Raw genomic sequence first — 17,258 nt, forward strand, 5'->3', positions numbered from 1 at the left:
TGAGGGGGCGACGTTATGATCCCCGGCGTGATCTTCAAGCGGGTGGGCGACGGCCGGCCCTACCCCGACCACGGGCTCGACTCGCGCGGCTGGGCTGACCTGCCCCCGCGCCAGGTGCGCCTCGACGAGCTGGTGACCACCAAGGACACCCTGCGGCTCGACACGCTCCTCGACGAGGACTCGACGTTCTACGGCGACCTGTTCGCCCACGTCGTGCTGTGGAAGGGCGACCTCTACCTCGAGGACGGCCTGCACCGCGCCCTCCGCGCCGCGCTCCAGCAGCGCAGCGTGCTGCACGCCCGCGTCCACCAGGCAGCTGACCAATGATCACCCCACGGCGTTCTTCTCCGCCGCTCCGCTCCCCCGAACAACGCCGCGGGGGCCCCGAATGACGGGTGCGGCACGGTCGGCGCTCACGCTGGCCGTCCTCGCTGCGCTGGTGCTGGCCGCCGCGGTGTGGGGATGGGCCGCGTTCACCGAGCCCTTGCCCGAGGAGGAGCCGGTCGCGATCTGTGAGGACACGACGCTGCCCGCCGGGTCGGAGGTACGCCGCGACCAGGTCGTGGTGAGCATCTTCAACGGCAGCAAGCGCAGCGGCCTCGCCGGGGCCACCAGCGCCCAGCTCACCGAGCGCGGCTTCGTCGAGGGCACCGTCGGCGACTCCCCGCTGCCCGCGGCCACCACCCAGATCTGGTCCTCCGACCCGACCAACCCGGCAGTCGTGCTCGTCCAGAAGCAGTTCAAGAGGGCCCAGGTCGTCGAGGGTGACGCGCTCGGCCCCGGCGTCGTCGTCGTCGTCGGCGAGAAGTTCCAGTCGCTGAAGAAGAAGCAGGTCGAGTCCGTGGTCGCCGAGGCCGACGCGACCTGGTGCAGGGCCACCGGCTCGGAGTGACTGTCGGGCCGGCTGGTCCGGCCTAGTCCTTGTCGCGGCGTTTCGGTTCGCCGACCCACTGCGCCAGCCGGCCGTTGTCGGAGACCTGGCGCATCCGCGCCTCGGTGGCCTCGCGCTGCTTGCGCGGCGTCACCACGAGCAGGTCGTCGCCGTGCCGCAGGACCGTACGACGCTCGGGGACGAGCACCTCGCCGGACCTGATCACCAGCGAGACCGAGGCCCCCTGCGGCAGCCTCAGCTCACCCACCTCGACGCCGTGCATCTTCGAGGTGGGCGCGATCGTCACCTGCAGGAGGTCGGCGGCGACCCGGTCCAGCGGCGCCGCCTCCACCTCGAGGCCCCGCGGTTCCGAGCGCCGGGCGACCCCGAGGGTCCGCGCCACCCACGGCAGGGTCGGGCCGGTCAGCAGCGTGTAGACGACGACCATCACGAAGACGATGTCGAACAGGTCCTCGGCGCCCTCCACGCCCTCCGACAGCGGGATCGTGGCCAGCACGATCGGCACCGCACCACGAAGGCCGGCCCACGACAGGAACGCCAGGTCGCGCCGCCCCATCGGCTGCACGATGCTGCTGACGACGACCGACAGCGGCCGGGCCACGAGCGTGAGCACGAGGCCGGTGGCCAGCGCCTGGACGACGGTGTCGAGGTCGATGCGGGCCGGCGAGAGGAGCAGCCCGAGCATCACGAACAGCCCGATCTGCGCCAGCCACGCCACCCCCTCGGAGAAGGAGCGGGTCGCCACCCGGTGCGGGAGCTCGCTGTTTCCGAGGATGAGCGCGGCGACGTAGATCGCGGCGAACCCGGAGGCGTGCACCGCCGACGCAGCGCCGTACGCCGCGAACGCGAGGCACAGGACCGCGAGCGGGTAGAGACCGGAGGACGGCAGCGCCGCTCGCCGCATGACCCACGCGCCGCCCACGCCGATCGCTGCGCCGATCACGCCGCCGGCGATCAGCTCGAAGACGATGAGGCCGCTGGTCTCGAGCAGTCCCGCCTCCCCGACGGCCCCGGTGGAGATGATCCCCACGAGCACGACGGTCGGGGCGTCGTTGAGGCCGGACTCGGCCTCGAGCGCGCCGGTCAGGCGTTTGGGCAGCGGGAGCGCGCGCAGCACGGAGAACACCGCGGCCGCGTCGGTGGGCGAGCAGATCGCGCCGAGCAGGATGGCCAGCTCCCACGGCAGGCCGAGGAGGTAGTGGGTGCCCACGGCGACCACGGCCACCGACACCGCCACACCGATCGTCGCGAGAGACAGGCCGAGGGCGACGCTGGAGCGCATCTGCCGCCAGTCGGTGGTCAGGCCACCTTCGGCCAGGATGACCGCCAGCGCCCCGAACCCGAGCGCGTGCGCGAGCTGGGCGTCGTCGAAGGGGATGCCGAAGGGTCCGCCCTCGCCGAGCAGGACACCGATGAAGAGGTAGATGAGCAGCGACGGCAGCCCCGCACGCGCCGAGAGCCGCACCGCGAGGATCGCCGCGAGGGTCACGACCGCACCGACCAGCACGAACTCGTCGAGCTGGTGGACGTCGAACGTCATCGGACCTCTGGGTGGCTCAGCGGCTTGCGGGGCGGACTGGATCCTATCGGCCGGCGACGGGGGCCACTGCCGCCTCGACCGGGCTCGGACGGTCCGGCCCCAGCGCGTCAGGGGCCGGTTGCGGCACAATCGCGTGCTGGGAGTGGACGTTTGAGGTCGCGCTGACGGGGTAGGCGTCCCCGGACGAGAGGGAGTGATCGATGTACGGCGACACCGCCGCGGGCCGCAGACGCGTGGCGCAGCTCCGTGAGCAGGGTGGCGACATCCGGGCCCTGGCCGCCCGACTCGTGTCCCAGGCCGAGGCCGTGCCGTGGCACGGCAAGGCCGCCGACGCGATGCGCGAGCGCATCAAGGAGCGCGCCTCCCACCTGCGCACCGCCTCTGCCCACCACGAGACCGCTGCGGACTCCCTCGCCCGGCACCTCGCCGAGGTCGACACGCTCAAGGAGGCGATCGACGTACGTGCCCACAAGGCCACCACGCTCGTCGAGGACGCCCACACCCGCACCGCCGAGGCATCCGGGCCCGACGGGATCCCGGCCCAGGCCGACGAGACCGACGCCGCCCTCCTCGCCTTCGACCCTCCGCCAGCCGGTCACAAGGACTGGCTGACCGTGACCCTGCCGGGACTCTGACATGGTGACCATCGACCTGACCACCCCTCCGCCGCCGCCCACGAGCTTCATCGACGCGATGGCCCGCCGGCTCGCGCTCACGCTGCCCGAGCTCCGCCTCGTCGCCGAGCTCGCCGGCGGTGCGCCCCTGCCCTTCGACCTGCCCAGCGGCACCGACGAGGCCGTCGACGCGGGCTCGCTGTCCGGCCGCCTCGGCAAGAGCCGCGGCTCGGTGGAGGACTCCGCCTACACCGACGCCCTCCGCACGCTCCACGACCCGGAGGACACCCTGCGCCGACGCGGCCTGGTGACCGACGCGGGCGCCGACCCCGGCATCGTCGGGGCCGTCGGGCTGCTGGCGACGCCACGGCTGGCGCTCGACATCGACGTCGCCGCCGGGGCCACCCAGGTGAAGGCCTGGCACCGCCAGGCCGGCGGCGCGGTCGCCAGCCTGTCGACCTGCGACGGCATCGTGTTCGAGCTGGCCTGGTTCCCCGTGGACCTGTGGACCACCGAGCTCGCCCGGGTCACCGCCCCTCCCGAGGACCTCCCGATCGGCCCCACGCACGTGCCTGCCCACCTCGACGTCCCCTACGCCCTTGCCGACTCGGTCGGGGAGGCGCTGCGCTCCGGCCGCGCCGACCTGGTGCCGGTGCTGGTCGCCCAGTCCGCCGGCGGGGTGGTGCTCGCCGACGGTCGTGAGATCAGCGGCGCCGAGGCCGCCGACGCCGTGTCGGCCGTGCACACCGAGGGCCGTGGTCGCATGCGCATCCTCGCCGCCGAGGTGTCCGAGCGCGTCACGACGTCCGTCGGCGTCGTGTCCTGGGTCCTGCTCCGCGACGGCTGGCACTCCCTGACCCCTCGCCACGACGACGACGGCGCACGGGTCGCGGTCGTCCGCGTCGACCCCGACGACCTGGCCACCGAGCTGGCGCCCGTGCTGGCGCAGGTCACCGCCCCGGAGGACACCCCCACATGAAGCCACCCCACGGCCTTCTCGGCCTCCCCCGCTGCGCTCCCCCGTCCGACAACGCCGCAGGGACCCCGACATGAGCGACCTCGACATCCCCCGCACCCACGACGGCCCGCCGGAGGACTCCTCGGCATCGGTCGCCGCTGACAAGTACGACCAGATGCTGGCGTTGGCCGACCTGTTCGACGGCTCCGGCAGCGAGATGCGCACCCGTGCCCGCCTGGGCACCGAGATCCTCGCCGACGACGACGTCGTCGACTCCGGCGAGCTGTCGAAGGCGACCTGGGGCGAGGCCGAGGAGGACATCCGCGCCGCCACCACGGGCAAGAGCGGGCTGCTGACCCGCTCGGTCGAGCTCGACGCCGACGCGCTCGTCGTACGCGCCACGGTCCTCACCTACCGCTGGATCGACGAGCTGCAGCAGGCGGCCTACAAGACGCTCGGGTCGATCGCCGGCCGCGCGATCGGCTACCTCGCCCCCGAGGTCGCCCTCGGCGGCGCCATCGTCAGCGCCGGTTTCATCGAGACCGACACGCTCGACCGTGACGACGTCACGGCGTACCTCAACGAGCTCGCCGAGAACAACCCCGACCTGATGGACCACCTCTCCGGTGGCGGCGGCCTGCTCGACGGGCTGCAGATGCGCTCGGTGCTCACCGCCGGGGCCCTCGCCTCCGACCAGGGTGCCCACGCGGCGCGCGGCGGCCTGCGGGCGATCGGCGTGGACCCGTTCCCCACCGACGCCGTGTCAGCGTTCCGCGACTCCGCGGGTTCGTTCGTCGAGGCGGCGATCCCGGAGGCCGAGGTCGACAGCAGTGTCGGCACCGCGCCCCGCTCGCTCGAGGAATTGATGGCCAACCTGCTCGCCGAGGACAAGCGGATCAGCGTCCAGCGTGTCGGCGCGGGCCGCTACATCGCCTACCTCCCCGGCTCGCTCAGCCACGACTCCGGCCGGCTGCGCCTCGTCGGCGCCGACCCGACGACGTCGATCAGCCAGGTGGTGCGGGCGATCGAGGCGTCGGTCACCGAGGACGACGCCCGGGTGATGCTCGTGGGCTCGGCGGCCGGCGGCGCCATCGCCACCGAGATCGCCGCGACCGCCCGCTCGTCGCGGTTCGTGGTCGACCAGGTCGTCACCGCCGGCGCCCCGTCCGCCCAGGTGCCGCGGATCCCGGCGGCCACCCGGGTGCTGTCCCTCGAGGACCGCTCCGACCCCGTCGTGCTGCTCGGGTCGCTCATCAACGCGTCGACCACCAACCGGCTCACGGTCGTCTTCGACGCGGCCGGTGCCGAGGGCACCCAGCTCTACGTCACCGGCGCCCGTGCCGCCGACAGCGCCGCGCACCCGGAGCTGCGCGCCGAGATCACCCGCCTGCAGGACCTCGGCTTCCTCGCCGGCTGAGCGTGGTGCGTCAGACGATGCCGTGCACGAACTCGCCGAGCTGGGCGAGGTTGCGGCACTCCACCATCGGGACGATCTCGCCGTAGCGGTCGGCCGCGCTGTCGCCCGTGCCCCAGTGGCGGGGGTGCTCCGGGTTGAGCCACCACGCGTGCCGCGCGCGACCTGCCAGGTCGCCGAGGACGGGAAGCGCCAGGTCGCTGTAGTTGGACCGCCCGTCCCCCAGCACCAGCAGCGACGACCTCGGCCCGACGGCGTCCGGGTGCTCCTCGGCGAACCGGGTCAGCGCACGGCCGTAGTTGGTGCGCCCCCACAGCGCCGCCTGCGAGATCCGACCGGACAGCGACTCCATCACCTCGACCACGTCGGCCCCCGGCCGGAAGCTGTCGCTGACCTCGACGACGTCGTCGACGAAGGTGAAGGCCCGCACGCCGCTGAAGGCCTCCCGCAGCGCGAACACCAGCATCAGGGTGAACTGCGCGAAGTTGGCCACCGAGCCGCTGACGTCACAGAGCACGACCAGGTCGGTGCGGTGCGGACGCTTCGGACGGTGGTGGGTGGTCAGCGGCACCCCGCCCGTGGCGATCGAGGCGCGCACGGTGCGGCGTACGTCGAGGGGGCCGCGCCGGCGGGCGTGCTGCTCCTTCGTCAGCCTCGCCGCGAGCCGTCGGGCGAGGGGGTAGATCTCCCGCCGCATCTCCTCGAGGTCGCTGCGGCGGGCGGCCGTGAAGTCGAGCCGGTCGATGGTCGGGCGGACGGTTACGTCGGTGACGTGCTCGGGTCCCTTCTCCTCGGCGATGCGCCGACGGGCGTCGCCCTCGACCAGTCGGGTGAAGTCCCCGACCCGGCGCCCGGCGGTGCGCTGGGCCTGCTCGTCGTCGAGGCCCTGGCCGAGCAGCCCCTGCACGAGCCGGTCCATCAGCTCGGCGGGCGACACCCTCTGGAGCGAGGTGTAGGCCGACCAGCTCGACAGGCCGGGCCCGCGGCCCGGCATCGCACCGAAGCGCGCGACCGCCTCGACTGCAAGGTCCTGCAACGCCTGCTGGTCCCCGGCGGCCAGGGCGTCGGCCAATGCCTCCCGGAAGCGCTCGAGGTCCGGGCCGGTGTCCTGCGGGCCCACGGCCGGCTCGAGGCCGTCGCCGGCCACGCCGCTGCCGATGAGCCGCGGGAAGTAGATGTCGAAGACGGCGTCGAACGTGACGCGCTGCGGCTGCCGCTTCACGAGGGTGGCGGCGTAGGCGGCGCGCACGGTCTCGCGGTCGTGCCAGTGCACCTTCTCCAGCGCGCTGATCGCGTCGAGGCCCTCGGCCAGCGACACCGACAGGCCAGCGGAGCGCAGCGCCTCCACGAAGCCGATGTGGGTGTCGAGCAGGCTCATCGGGGTCCCTGTGCGGACCGCAGCGCAGCGAGGATTCGCATGGGGTGAAGTCTCATCTCGCGGCCAGCTTCAGCTCCCTGGCCGCACGCTGCTGGTCGGAGGCGTGCTTCAGCACGACGCCGAGGGTGCGGGCGACGGTGGCCTCGTCCAGGTCGCCGACCTGCAGCGCCACCAGCGTGCGCGCCCAGTCGACGGACTCCGCGATCGACGGCGCCTTCTTGAGCTCGAGCTCGCGCAGGCGTACGACGACGTCGACGAGCTGGGCGACCACCTTGTCGTCGAGCCGCGGCACCTGGCTGGTGACGATCGCTCGCTCCCGCTCGGCGTCGGGGTAGTCGAGGTGGAGGAACAGGCAGCGACGCTTGACCGCTTCGGACAGCTCGCGGCTCGCGTTGGACGTCAGCACCACGAACGGACGGCGGGTGGCCGTGACCGTGCCCAGCTCGGGGATGGTGACCTGGAAGTCGCTGAGCACCTCCAGCAGCAGGCCCTCGACCTCGATGTCGGTCTTGTCGACCTCGTCGACCAGCAGCACCGTCGGCTCGTCGCGCCGGATCGCGCTGAGGAGCGGCCGGGTGAGCAGGAACTCCTCGGTGAAGATGTCGTCGTGGGTCTCGCTCCACGACTGGTCGCCGCCGGCCGCCTGGATGCGGAGCAGCTGCTTCTTGTAGTTCCACTCGTAGAGGGCCCGCGCCTCGTCGAGGCCCTCGTAGCACTGCAGCCGCACCAGCTCCGCGCCCGCGGCCCGGGCCACCGCCTTGGCGAGCTCGGTCTTGCCCACGCCCGCCGGGCCCTCGACGAGCAGGGGCTTCTCGAGCGCGCCGGCGAGGTACGCCGTCAGCGCCGTGGCGTCGTCGGTGAGGTAGCCGGCCTCGCGCAGCCGGGTCGCGGCGTCGTCCGGGGACTCGAACCAGGTCGTCACCGGGCGAGCCTAGCCGCGCCCGCGGCGGGGGGTTGCGCACCCTGGTCGGCGTCGCTGCAAACGCCTCGCGCGGACACGTGCACGTCCCTAGGGTCGTGGGATGTCCTCCGTCAGCACCGTCCACGGCAGCCGCTCGCTCCCGGCCGGCTTCGCCCACCCGCACGCCTCGGAGGAGGCCCGGACCATCGCCGAGGCGGGCATGATCCTGCGCGTCCAGGTCGGATCCGGGGTGCACGGCACCTCGATCAGTGGGCAGGACGACCGCGACGAGATGGGCATCTGCCTCGAGCCGGCCCCCTTCGTGACCGGCCTGGCGCGCGTGCCCCGCGGCATCGACGGGGAGGACCGGGAGGTGGACTTCGAGCAGTACCAGCGCCACACCGTGTGGGACGAGCCGGGCGGCCTGGCCAACCGGTCGGGGGCGGGCGACCTCGACGTGGTCGTCTACTCGGCCCGGAAGTGGTGCCGGCTCGCGCTGGCCGGCAACCCGACCGTGCTCCTCGCGCTCTTCGTGCCCGACGACGAGGTGGTCTTCCGCAACGAGGTCGGCGCGGAGCTCGTCGCCAACGCCCACCGGTTCGTCTCACGCCTGGCTGCCGACCGGTTCCTCGGCTACCTGCGGTCCCAGAAGGCGGCGACGACCGGTGCCGTCGGCGCGCACACCAACCGGCCGGAGCTGGTCGCCGTCCACGGCTACGACACCAAGTTCGCCATGCACGCGCTGCGTCTCGGCGTGCAGGGCACCGAGCTGCTCACCACCGGCCGGATCACGCTGCCGGTCCCCGAGCCCGACCTGTCCTTCCTCCGCGCCGTGCGCCGGGGAGAGGTCGGGCTCGACGAGGTGGTGGCCGCTGTCGGCGACGCCGAGCGCCGGCTCGAAGACCTGCGCGACTCAGCGGACCTCCCGCCGCAGCCCGACCGGGCCTGGGTGGACGACTGGCTGCACCGCGTGCACCTCGCCTACTGGGAGGCCACCTGACCCGGAAGGTCGACGGTCGCTCGTAGCAGGTACGAGTGAACCTCGAGCCAGCGAGGCTTCGCTGGCGTTCAAGCAGCCTCTGCTGAGCCTTCGCTCCGCGAAGGCTCAGCAGAGGGGGCGGGATTCGAACCCGCGGTAGGTCTCCCTACGACCGCTTTCAAGGCGGTTCCGATCGGCCGCTCCGGCACCCCTCCTCGTACGACGCCGGGGCGCCGCACACCGCGGGACTCTACCCAACCGCGCGGGCGGGGCCGTCGTACGCGGTCAGGATGGCGGGACCCGCGCGCCGGGGGCGGGTGGCGCCCGTGGTGAAATCGTCGGCGTGACGACCGAGACCGCCACCGTGCACCGCCTCGCCCCCGCCGTCGCGGCGCGGTTGCTGGGCGTGGTGCTGTGCCTGGTGGCCGTGGTCATCCTGGCGAGCACGCTGGCCATCGCCGTGCTCGACCTGCACACCGTCTTCCTGCTGGTCCCGGTCCTCCTCACGGTGGCGGTGCTGGTCGGCTGCTGGTGGGCGTGGCACACCCGGGGCTGGGTGGTGCGGATGACGGCCGAGGGCTACCGGGTCCAGTGGGTGCGCGGCGTCGGGGTGGCCTCGGGCCGCTGGAAGGACGTCGAGGACGCCGTCACCACGACGGTGGCCGCGGCCCCGGTCGTGGTGCTGCGCCTGCGCGACGGCCGGACGACCACCATCCCCGTCCAGATGCTCGCCGTGGACCGCGAGGCCTTCGTCCGGGACGTCCAGGACCACCTGCAGCGCGGACACGGCCTGCGCAAACTCTGACCTGATTCGGCGCGCGCGCGCCGGGCCTTGTAACCTTCTGTCCGCCCGGCTGTGGTCGGGCATGGAGGCGTCGCCTAGTCCGGTCTATGGCGCCCGCCTGCTAAGCGGGTTTGGGGCTAAAACCCCATCGAGGGTTCAAATCCCTCCGCCTCCGCCAGTGTCGGCCCCCTCCCACCGAGGGGGCCGGCCCGGCTCGCTGTGCATGCATTTGCAGGAACGTGCAATGCACAGAACTGCAGTCGACTGGACGGGACGTGGCTGATCGCGGTGGGTGACAATGGACAAAGTCAGCCCCTGTGACAAGACCAAGAGGTGGAAACCCCATGACCCCAGTACGTCGTATCGCCGCAGCCGCACTCGTGGCAGCACTCGGTCTCGGCTTCGTTGGCGCGACCTCGGCTCCGGCCGGCGCGATCGACATCACCTGGGGGCGCACCGTCAGCCGCTGATCTGAGCCAGTTCGTGCCTAGAATGGGCACGCAATGAAGAGCTGGGACACGGACCCCTCAACCCCCCACGAGTTCTGGTCCGCTGGCCTCCCCCACAGGCCCGTCCCGGCACGAGGGCAGCACCTCCACGGAGGTGCTGCCCTCCCCCTTTATTTTCAGCCTGAGGACTCGTCGGTCTCCCGGCCGGAGATGCCGCGCTTGCCCATCTCGTAGCCGAGCTGGAAGCGCGTCTCGACCTCGAACTCGCTCTTCAGGTCGGCGACGTAGGCCGCATAGGTGCGGGGACTGACGCCGAGCCGCTTGGCGCCCGCCGGGTCGGCGCGCCCCTCGAGCAGCATCCGGATGGTCATCGCCCGCTGCTCAGCCGCGATGTCGCGCATCAGCGACGTCTCGCTGCTGGTGAAGGGCCGGGCCCGCTCCCAGTGGCGCTCGAACATGTCGACGAGGTAGGCCACGGTCGACTTGTCGCTGATCACCATCGCCGAGTCGGTGCCTTCGTGGCCGGGGATCACTGCGACGCGCCGGTCGAAGACGAGCAGGCGGTTGAAGAACTCGTCGAGGGTGCGCACCTCCGCGCCGGCGGCGGTGACCGCAGCGACGTAACGGCGGGTGTCGGCCCCCCGTCGCGCGGCGTGCTGGTACAGCGTGCGCACGCGGACGCCTCGCTTGAGCGCCTCGATCTCCTGGGCGCCCGCCTGGCTGAGCCTCTTGATCCCGCGCCGGTACTGCGGCTGGGCGGTGAGCACCTCGTCGCTCGCGTCGCTGGCCAGGGCTGCCAAGTAGTCGTTGATGGTCGCCAACCCGCGGATCTCCGCGAAGGGGGCGCCGACGGCGCTCGGCGAGCGACGCCAGGTCTGGGAGAGCGCGTTGAAGGACTGCGCCCAGTGGGCTGACTCCGCGATCAGCTCCGCGCCCTGTTGACCGAGTGGAGCGACCACGCGGGCCTGGACGGCGGCCGGATCGACGGCCCGCCAGGTCGCGCCGTCCTCGCTCTTCACCACGAGGCCCACCTCGACGAGCAGCTCGAACGCGGCGTGCAGCTCGCCCCCCTCGGCGATGCGCGCATCGGAGGCCTCGATGCCTCCTGACGTCACGATCTCCTCGTAGAGGGGCGACGCGTGCTCCTCGAACACGATCCGCTCATCTGGCCCCAAGGGCATGGCTCACTCCCGCTCGAACGACGTCCCCGTGGTGAGGATGGTGCCACACCAGCCCCAGCAGGCACCGCGAGCAGGCGCTCGACGGCGCCGTGCACCACGCAACGACCCGCCGCCCGGAGCACCGGGACGGCGGGTCGGCGTGGTGTCGTGGCCTCAGGCGTCGAGGCGCGCCTTGAGCGTGTCGAGCTCGCTCCAGAGCACCGCGGGAAGGTCGTCGCCGAACTTCTCGAACCACTCCTGGATCTGCGGCAGCTCGGCCTTCCACTCCTCGGCGTCGACCGCGAGGGCCTGCGCGAGCTCGGCCTCGGAGAGGTCGAGGCCGTCGATGTCGAGCGAACCTGGCGCCGGCACGTGGCCGATGGGGGTCTCGACCGCGGCGGCCTGGCCGTCGATGCGCTCGATGACCCACTTGAGGACGCGGCTGTTCTCTCCGAAGCCCGGCCACAGGAAGCCACCGTCGTCGCCGCGGCGGAACCAGTTGACGTAGAAGATCTTCGGCAGCTTGGCGGCGTCGTTGTCCTTGCCGATGCCCACCCAGTGGCCGAAGTAGTCGCCGGCGTTGTAGCCGATGAACGGCAGCATCGCCATCGGGTCACGGCGTACGACGCCCACGGCGCCGACCGCGGCGGCGGTGGTCTCCGAGGAGAGCGTGGCGCCCATGAACGTGCCGTGGTTCCAGTCGCGGGCCTCGGTCACCAGCGGGATGGTGGTCTTGCGACGGCCGCCGAAGAGGATCGCGTCGATCGGCACGCCCCGCGGGTCGTCGTACTCGTCGGCGAGGATCGAGCACTGCTTGATCGGGGTGCAGTAGCGGCTGTTGGCGTGGCTGGAGAGCTCACCGGTCTCCTCGGCCAGCTCGGGCGTCCAGCGCTCGCCCTTCCAGCTGGTGGCCTCGGCGGGGGTGTTCTCCAGGCCCTCCCACCAGACGTTGCCGTCCGGGGTCAGCGCGACGTTGGTGAAGACCGAGTTGCCCTGGCGGATGGTCTCCATGGCGTGCGGGTTGGTGTGCTCGTTGGTGCCCGGGGCGACGCCGAAGAAGCCGAACTCCGGGTTGACCGCCCACAGGCGGCCGTCCTCGCCGATGCGCATCCAGGCGATGTCGTCGCCGATCGCCTCGACCTTCCAGCCCGGGATGGTGGGCTTGAGCATGGCGAGGTTGGTCTTGCCGCACGCACTCGGGAAGGCCGCGGCGACGTACTTGGTCACGCCCTGCGGGGACGTGAGCTTGAGGATGAGCATGTGCTCGGCGAGCCAGCCCTCGTCGCGCGCCATCACCGAGGCGATGCGCAGCGCGTAGCACTTCTTGCCGAGCAGCGCGTTGCCGCCGTAGCCGGAGCCGAAGCTCCAGATCATCCGCTCCTCGGGGAACTGGACGATGTACTTGGTGTCGTTGCACGGCCACGCGACGTCGGCCTGGCCGGCCTCGAGGGGCATGCCGACGGAGTGGAGGGCGGGCACCCACTTCGGGTCCTCGCCCGCGGTCTCGAGCTCCTCGATGCGGCGCAGCACGTCGGTGCCCATGCGGGCCATGACGCGCATCGACACGGTGACGTAGGCCGAGTCGGTGACCTCGATGCCGAACATCGGGTGGTCCGCCTCGAGGTGGCCCATGACGAACGGGATGACGTACATGGTGCGACCCCGCATGCAGCCGGCGTAGAGCCCGCGCATGAGGTCCTTCATCTTCTCCGGTTCCATCCAGTTGTTGGTGGGTCCGGCGTCACGCTCGGCGACCGAGCAGATGTAGGTGCGGTCCTCGACGCGGGCCACGTCGGTGGGGTCGGAGGCCGCGTGGAACGAGTTCGGCATCACGTCGGGGTTCAGCCGGGTGAACGTGCCCGTCGCCTCGAGGGATGCGGTGAGCTGCGCCCACTCCTCGTCGGAGCCGGTGCACCAGTGGATGGCGTCCGGCTGGGTCAGCTCGGCCACCTCGGTGACCCAGGCCAGGATGCCTGCGTGCGTGGTCGGTGGCGTCGTCTGGGTGTCGATGGTTGCGGTCATGCCGGTTCCTCACAGCTTGCGTCGCGGTCGGTTCGCGCGGCCTCGTTGTCGGCGACTTGTCGCGGACGTTAACGCTCGTGAATCGGCGCACATATTGGATCGATCACAGACTTGTGACCTGCGTCTCGCTACTCGCGCGTACGCCGATGCGGCTGGGCCAGGCGCGTGCCGAGCGTGCCGCCCGTCGGTCCTCCGACCGGGGCGTCGGGGTGGATGCTGCGGGTCTCCGAGCGCCGGTTGCTGGCCGCGAGCCAGTCGCGTAGGTAGAACTTGGGCAGGATCTTGGCCACGGCGAGCGTGACGTAGACGATCGTGTTGATCGCGACGAAGGCCGCCAGCACCGCGATGAAGTCGTTGCGGAGGATGCTGTCGGGCAGCAGCACGCCCATCGGGACGACGAGGCTCGGCATGTCAGTGCTCCGCTCGTGAGCCGGGAGCGGTCTGGACGACGTGCTTCCAGTCCGCCTGCTTGGCCAGGGAGAGGTCCCAGATCCCCTTGAGGTAGACGACGTTGAGGAACATCGCGTAGAAGAGCTCGGGGAAGAGCGAGAGCCCCAGCCACCTGGCCCCCCACCCGCCGCGCCACACCGTCACGACCCGCTCGAGGGTGAAGACGAGGCCGATGCCGATCCAGAACGGGAACCACACCCAGTTCGAGGTCGCCAGGATCATCAGGATGATCAGCAGCAGGTAGGCGGCGAGGGCGATGACGCCGTAGCCGATGCCGAGCTGCTGCATCCAGTAGCGGAAGGTCTGCGGCCGCAGGCCGTAGGCGCCGAGGTTCTCCAGCGCGCCGCGCTGCCAGCGCAGCCGCTGGGCCCACAGGCCGCGCCAGGACGGCATGACCTCGGTGACCACGGTGCACTCGCTCGGCGAGATCATCAGGGCGCCCAGGGTCTTGAGCGCGATCGTGAGCTCGTTGTCCTCGGTCAGGGCGATCGTGTCGTAGACGTCGCCGGGGACGCCGGGCAGGATCTTGCCCCGCTCCTCGGCCACCGCGCGCAGCGCGCGCGGGCGGAACACGGACGCGGTGCCGGTGAGCACGAACACCCGGCCCCGGCGACGACGCAGGTCGCGCTGGTAGCGGGTGTACTCGTTGCGCTGGAACTGGCCGATCAGGCCGAAGCCGTCCTCGCCGTAGAACAGCCCGCCGACCGCCATCAGCGCCCGGTCGTTGGTGAGGCGCTTCGCAGCGCCCTCCAGGAAGCCGGCGTCGAGCGTGGTGTCGGCGTCCATGATCATCACGCAGTCGTTGTCGCCCTGGCCGGGGAGGACCTGCGCGAGCGCCTGGTTGAGGCCGCCGGCCTTCTTGTGCTTGTTGTCGACGGTCTCGTAGACGTCGACGCCGGCCTCGCGGGCCAGCCGCACCGTCCCGTCGCTGCAGTTGTCCGCGACGACCACGATCCGGGCCGGAGGCAGCGACTGCGACTGCAGCGAGGCGAGGGTCTCGGAGATGCAGCCCTCCTCGTTGTGTGCCGGGATGAGGACGGTGATGGTCACCTCTCCGGCGTACTCCCCGCGGGTCTCGGTCATCACGAGCTTGGGTGCGAGGGGCATCCGGTTGCCGTCCTCGCTGCGGCGGGCGCGGGTGAGCAGGCGCCGCTCGACGCCGGCGACACCGGCCGCGAGCAGCAGGGCGACGCCCACGGCGGCGAGCAGCACCCGCGGCGCCGGCATCTCGGTGTCGTAGAAGACCCGCCAGATGCCGAACAGCAGCCCTTCGTCGGGGGCGTGACCCGCCTCCGGGTCCCCCGCTGCGACGGCCACCCACAGGGCACCCGCTCCCAGCGTTGCCAAGCCGATGATCGCCAGGCCCACCGACCGTTGAAGCCACTGCATCTGTCCGGGGTCTCCTTCTCTCCTCGCAGGCGCACACGGCCCGCACCGTTCAGTCGTTCGGAGCCGATCCGACTGCGGATGGCATGAATTCGAGGACGAACTGGTCGAAAGGCACAGGTTTGCCGATCAGGTAGCCCTGCGCGAAGTCGACGCCCTCGTCGCGGCACACCTGCAGGATCTCCGGCTCGGAGACGAACTCGGCGACCGTCCGCTTGCCCAGGTCGCGCGCGATGCCGACGATCGAGCGCATGATCGTCCGGTCGACCGCGGACTCGTGGACGTGGGCCACGAACTCCCCGTCGATCTTCACGTAGTCGAAGAACAGGTGCTTGAGGTAGTAGAACGAGCCGAACCCGGCGCCGAAGTCGTCGAGCGCGAAGGCGCAGCCGAGCTCGGTCATCCTCTCGGCGAACGTCCTCGCCAGCGCGACGTCGGCGACCGCCGCGGTCTCGGTGATCTCGAGGATGAGCGCCGCCGGGTCGACGCCGTGCTTCGCCAGCGAGCCGACGATCGCCTTCTCGATCTCAGGGTTGCCGATCGAGTGGCCCGACAGGTTGACCTCGAACTCGAACGACGGGTCGTGGTCGCGGCGCATCCGGGCCAGCAGCTCGAGGCTCTTGTCGACGACCCAGGCGTCGACCTGCGGCATCAGCCCGACCCGCTCGGCGATGTAGACGAACCGGGACGGCGGGACCAGCTCACCCTCGTCGCGCAGCCGCAGCAGCACCTCGGCGGAGCTGATCCGACCGCTGGCGATGTCCATGATGGGCTGGAGGTGCAGCTCGAAGCGGTCCTCGGCGAGCGCCGCCTCGATGCGGCTCTGCCACTGCAGCCGGGCGGCGGTGCGGGGGCCGCGCTCGTCGCCCTCGGACAGCACGACCACCTGGTTGCGGCCGGCCTCCTTGGCGTCGTACATCGTCATGTCGGCGAGGGCGAGCACGTCGGCGGCGTGCTCGGCGGCGGCCCGGAACGTCACCGCTCCTACGCTGGCGGTCACGCGCCGCGCGACCCCGTCGAGGGTCGCGGCGTGGGTGGCGATGCGGTCGACGACGAGGCCGGCCACCCGCGCGGCGTCGGACTGCTCGCAGTCGGTGAGCAGGACGGCGAACTCGTCGCCGCCGAGGCGGGCGACGACGTCGGTGCTGCGGATCGAACGACGCAGCAGCCCGGCGATGGTGACGAGGAGCTGGTCGCCGGCGTTGTGGCCGAGCGTGTCGTTGACCTGCTTGAAGTTGTCGAGGTCGAGCAGCAGGAGCGCCCCGGTGGGACCGTGGCGCCGGCAGCGGTCGAGGTGCCGGTCGAGCTCGCTCTCGAAGCGGCGACGGTTGGCGAGCCCGGTGAGGACGTCGTGGTCGGCGAGGTGGGCGAGGCGGTCGAGGTAGCGCCGCCGGTCGGAGATGTCGACGACGTTGACCATCACGATCTCGCCCATCTGCGCGTCACCGACGACGGTGCTGCTCAGGGACACGCTGACGTCGTTGCCGCCGGAGTCACGGAAGTTGCACTCCGACTGCAGGGACTCGCCGCGGTAGAGCATCAACCGCCCCAGGTGGTCCTCGATCCTGGTCTCGCCCGGGCTCTCGAAGTCGGCGAGGCGGTGGCCCACCATGTCGGGCGGGTCGAGGCCCACGAGCACGGCCATCGCGATGTTGACGCGGATGATGGACCCGGAGGGGTCGAGGAGGGCCACCCCGTGCGGGGCGTCGTCGAAGAGCTTCTCGACCCGCTCGTTGGAGACGCGGGCGCGACGGCTCTGCCGCTCGAGGTCACGCACGATCCGCTGCAGGACGGGCGCGATGACGAGCGCGACGGCGCCCCACATCAGCGCCCGGCGCCAGTCGCCGAAGGTGTAGTCGGGCGGCCCGATCAGCACCACCGGGAGGACGAGGGTCGCGACCGCCAGGCCGCTGGCGATCCAGAGCTGGTGCGGCGTGCCCGTGATCGCTATCCAGAGGATCGGGAGGAGGAGCAGCACCGTCATGCCCGATGACGAGCCGCCGCTGCTCGCACCGGCAGCGTCGTTCACCAGGGCTGCGTAGGGGAAGAGCAGGTAGGCGGGCAGTGGATCGAGCCAGGTGCGTTCCTGCTGACGGCGGCTGACGACGTAGAGCACGACGACCAGCGCCAGCAGGACCGCTGCGAGGCCGGCCACCCACCAGGGCCGGTCGTAGGGCGGCAGGAGCACGGTGACGAGGCCGAGCGCCGCCACGATGCCGAAGGGCACGGCCAGGGCAGGGCCGCCTCGCCTGAGGTCGGACGCTGCGGACCCCGGCGCGGCTGTCCCCGAGAAACGACGTCGCACGACACCACCCTAGTGGCGCGTCCGAC

The 17,258-nt window shown here is 71.7% G+C and carries 16 protein-coding genes and 2 tRNA genes; 9 read left to right on the top strand and 9 right to left on the bottom strand.

What is annotated here, in order from left to right; all coding sequences use genetic code 11:
• Positions 1-27: 27 nt before the first annotated feature.
• Together JOD65_RS01340 and JOD65_RS01345 are read left to right on the top strand one after the other, a co-directional pair.
• Positions 28-327, top strand: a complete 300-nt coding sequence (locus tag JOD65_RS01340) for a type II toxin-antitoxin system VapB family antitoxin (protein WP_191194113.1) — start codon at positions 28-30, stop codon at positions 325-327.
• A 61-nt stretch (positions 328-388) separates the two neighbouring features.
• Positions 389-892, top strand: coding sequence for a LytR C-terminal domain-containing protein (locus JOD65_RS01345; RefSeq protein WP_191194112.1), 504 nt, complete (start codon positions 389-391; stop codon positions 890-892).
• 22 nt (positions 893-914) lie between these two features.
• Here the strand turns inward: JOD65_RS01345 and JOD65_RS01350 are convergent, their stop codons facing one another.
• Positions 915-2,432: a potassium/proton antiporter gene (locus JOD65_RS01350; RefSeq protein ID WP_191194111.1), complete on the bottom strand. Its 1,518-nt coding sequence runs from the start codon at positions 2,430-2,432 to the stop codon at positions 915-917.
• Positions 2,433-2,632: 200 nt separating this feature from the next.
• On the opposite strand from JOD65_RS01350, the gene JOD65_RS01355 reads away from it, so the two are divergent.
• The 3 genes from JOD65_RS01355 (at position 2,633) to JOD65_RS01365 (ending at position 5,421) form a co-directional block, all read left to right on the top strand.
• Positions 2,633-3,067 (top strand): hypothetical protein, encoded by a 435-nt coding sequence (locus JOD65_RS01355; protein WP_191194110.1) that lies wholly within the window; start codon positions 2,633-2,635, stop codon positions 3,065-3,067.
• A gap of 4 nt (positions 3,068-3,071) precedes the next feature.
• Positions 3,072-4,025 carry a hypothetical protein gene (locus JOD65_RS01360; RefSeq protein WP_191194109.1) on the top strand — a complete coding sequence of 318 codons (954 nt, stop codon included), beginning with the start codon at positions 3,072-3,074 and terminating at the stop codon, positions 4,023-4,025.
• A 70-nt stretch (positions 4,026-4,095) separates the two neighbouring features.
• Positions 4,096-5,421 carry a hypothetical protein gene (locus tag JOD65_RS01365; protein ID WP_191194108.1) on the top strand — a complete coding sequence of 442 codons (1,326 nt, stop codon included), beginning with the start codon at positions 4,096-4,098 and terminating at the stop codon, positions 5,419-5,421.
• 10 nt (positions 5,422-5,431) lie between these two features.
• Here JOD65_RS01365 and JOD65_RS01370 read toward each other — a convergent pair whose 3' ends face one another.
• Together JOD65_RS01370 and JOD65_RS01375 are read right to left on the bottom strand one after the other, a co-directional pair.
• The gene (locus JOD65_RS01370) at positions 5,432-6,796 is read right to left on the bottom strand and encodes a vWA domain-containing protein (RefSeq protein WP_191194107.1); all 1,365 of its coding nucleotides are present in this window, start codon (positions 6,794-6,796) and stop codon (positions 5,432-5,434) included.
• A gap of 52 nt (positions 6,797-6,848) precedes the next feature.
• Positions 6,849-7,718, bottom strand: a complete 870-nt coding sequence (locus tag JOD65_RS01375; RefSeq protein WP_191194106.1) for an AAA family ATPase — start codon at positions 7,716-7,718, stop codon at positions 6,849-6,851.
• Positions 7,719-7,818: 100 nt separating this feature from the next.
• On the opposite strand from JOD65_RS01375, the gene JOD65_RS01380 reads away from it, so the two are divergent.
• Positions 7,819-8,697: a nucleotidyltransferase domain-containing protein gene (locus JOD65_RS01380; RefSeq protein ID WP_191194105.1), complete on the top strand. Its 879-nt coding sequence runs from the start codon at positions 7,819-7,821 to the stop codon at positions 8,695-8,697.
• Positions 8,698-8,806: 109 nt separating this feature from the next.
• Here JOD65_RS01380 and JOD65_RS01385 read toward each other — a convergent pair.
• Positions 8,807-8,891, bottom strand: a tRNA-Ser gene (locus JOD65_RS01385).
• A gap of 128 nt (positions 8,892-9,019) precedes the next feature.
• Between JOD65_RS01385 and JOD65_RS01390 the strand changes: the two genes are divergently transcribed.
• The 3 genes from JOD65_RS01390 (at position 9,020) to JOD65_RS23550 (ending at position 9,930) form a co-directional block, all read left to right on the top strand.
• A complete protein-coding gene (locus JOD65_RS01390; RefSeq protein ID WP_191194104.1) occupies positions 9,020-9,481 on the top strand; it encodes a hypothetical protein in 462 nt (153 codons plus the stop codon).
• A 63-nt stretch (positions 9,482-9,544) separates the two neighbouring features.
• Positions 9,545-9,638, top strand: a tRNA-Ser gene (locus tag JOD65_RS01395).
• A 166-nt stretch (positions 9,639-9,804) separates the two neighbouring features.
• Positions 9,805-9,930, top strand: a complete 126-nt coding sequence (locus JOD65_RS23550) for a hypothetical protein (protein WP_263575288.1) — start codon at positions 9,805-9,807, stop codon at positions 9,928-9,930.
• Positions 9,931-10,085: 155 nt separating this feature from the next.
• On the opposite strand, the gene JOD65_RS01400 is transcribed toward JOD65_RS23550, so the two are convergent.
• From JOD65_RS01400 to JOD65_RS01420, 5 genes are all read right to left on the bottom strand, one after another.
• On the bottom strand, positions 10,086-11,063 hold the full coding sequence (locus JOD65_RS01400) for a TrmB family transcriptional regulator (RefSeq protein WP_307820874.1): 978 nt from the start codon (positions 11,061-11,063) through the stop codon (positions 10,086-10,088).
• A 180-nt stretch (positions 11,064-11,243) separates the two neighbouring features.
• Entirely contained in the window at positions 11,244-13,091 is a 1,848-nt protein-coding gene (locus tag JOD65_RS01405) for a phosphoenolpyruvate carboxykinase (GTP) (RefSeq protein WP_191194102.1), read from the bottom strand.
• A gap of 128 nt (positions 13,092-13,219) precedes the next feature.
• Entirely contained in the window at positions 13,220-13,501 is a 282-nt protein-coding gene (locus JOD65_RS01410; RefSeq protein ID WP_204810895.1) for a hypothetical protein, read from the bottom strand.
• Between the two features lies 1 nt (position 13,502).
• Complete coding sequence (locus JOD65_RS01415) at positions 13,503-14,930, bottom strand: glycosyltransferase family 2 protein (RefSeq protein WP_191194101.1); 1,428 nt, start codon at positions 14,928-14,930, stop codon at positions 13,503-13,505.
• 49 nt (positions 14,931-14,979) lie between these two features.
• Positions 14,980-17,232, bottom strand: coding sequence for a putative bifunctional diguanylate cyclase/phosphodiesterase (locus tag JOD65_RS01420; protein WP_191194100.1), 2,253 nt, complete (start codon positions 17,230-17,232; stop codon positions 14,980-14,982).
• Positions 17,233-17,258 lie beyond the last annotated feature (26 nt).

Source organism: Nocardioides cavernae (assembly GCF_016907475.1).
GTDB classification, from domain to species: Bacteria; Actinomycetota; Actinomycetes; order Propionibacteriales; family Nocardioidaceae; genus Nocardioides; species Nocardioides cavernae.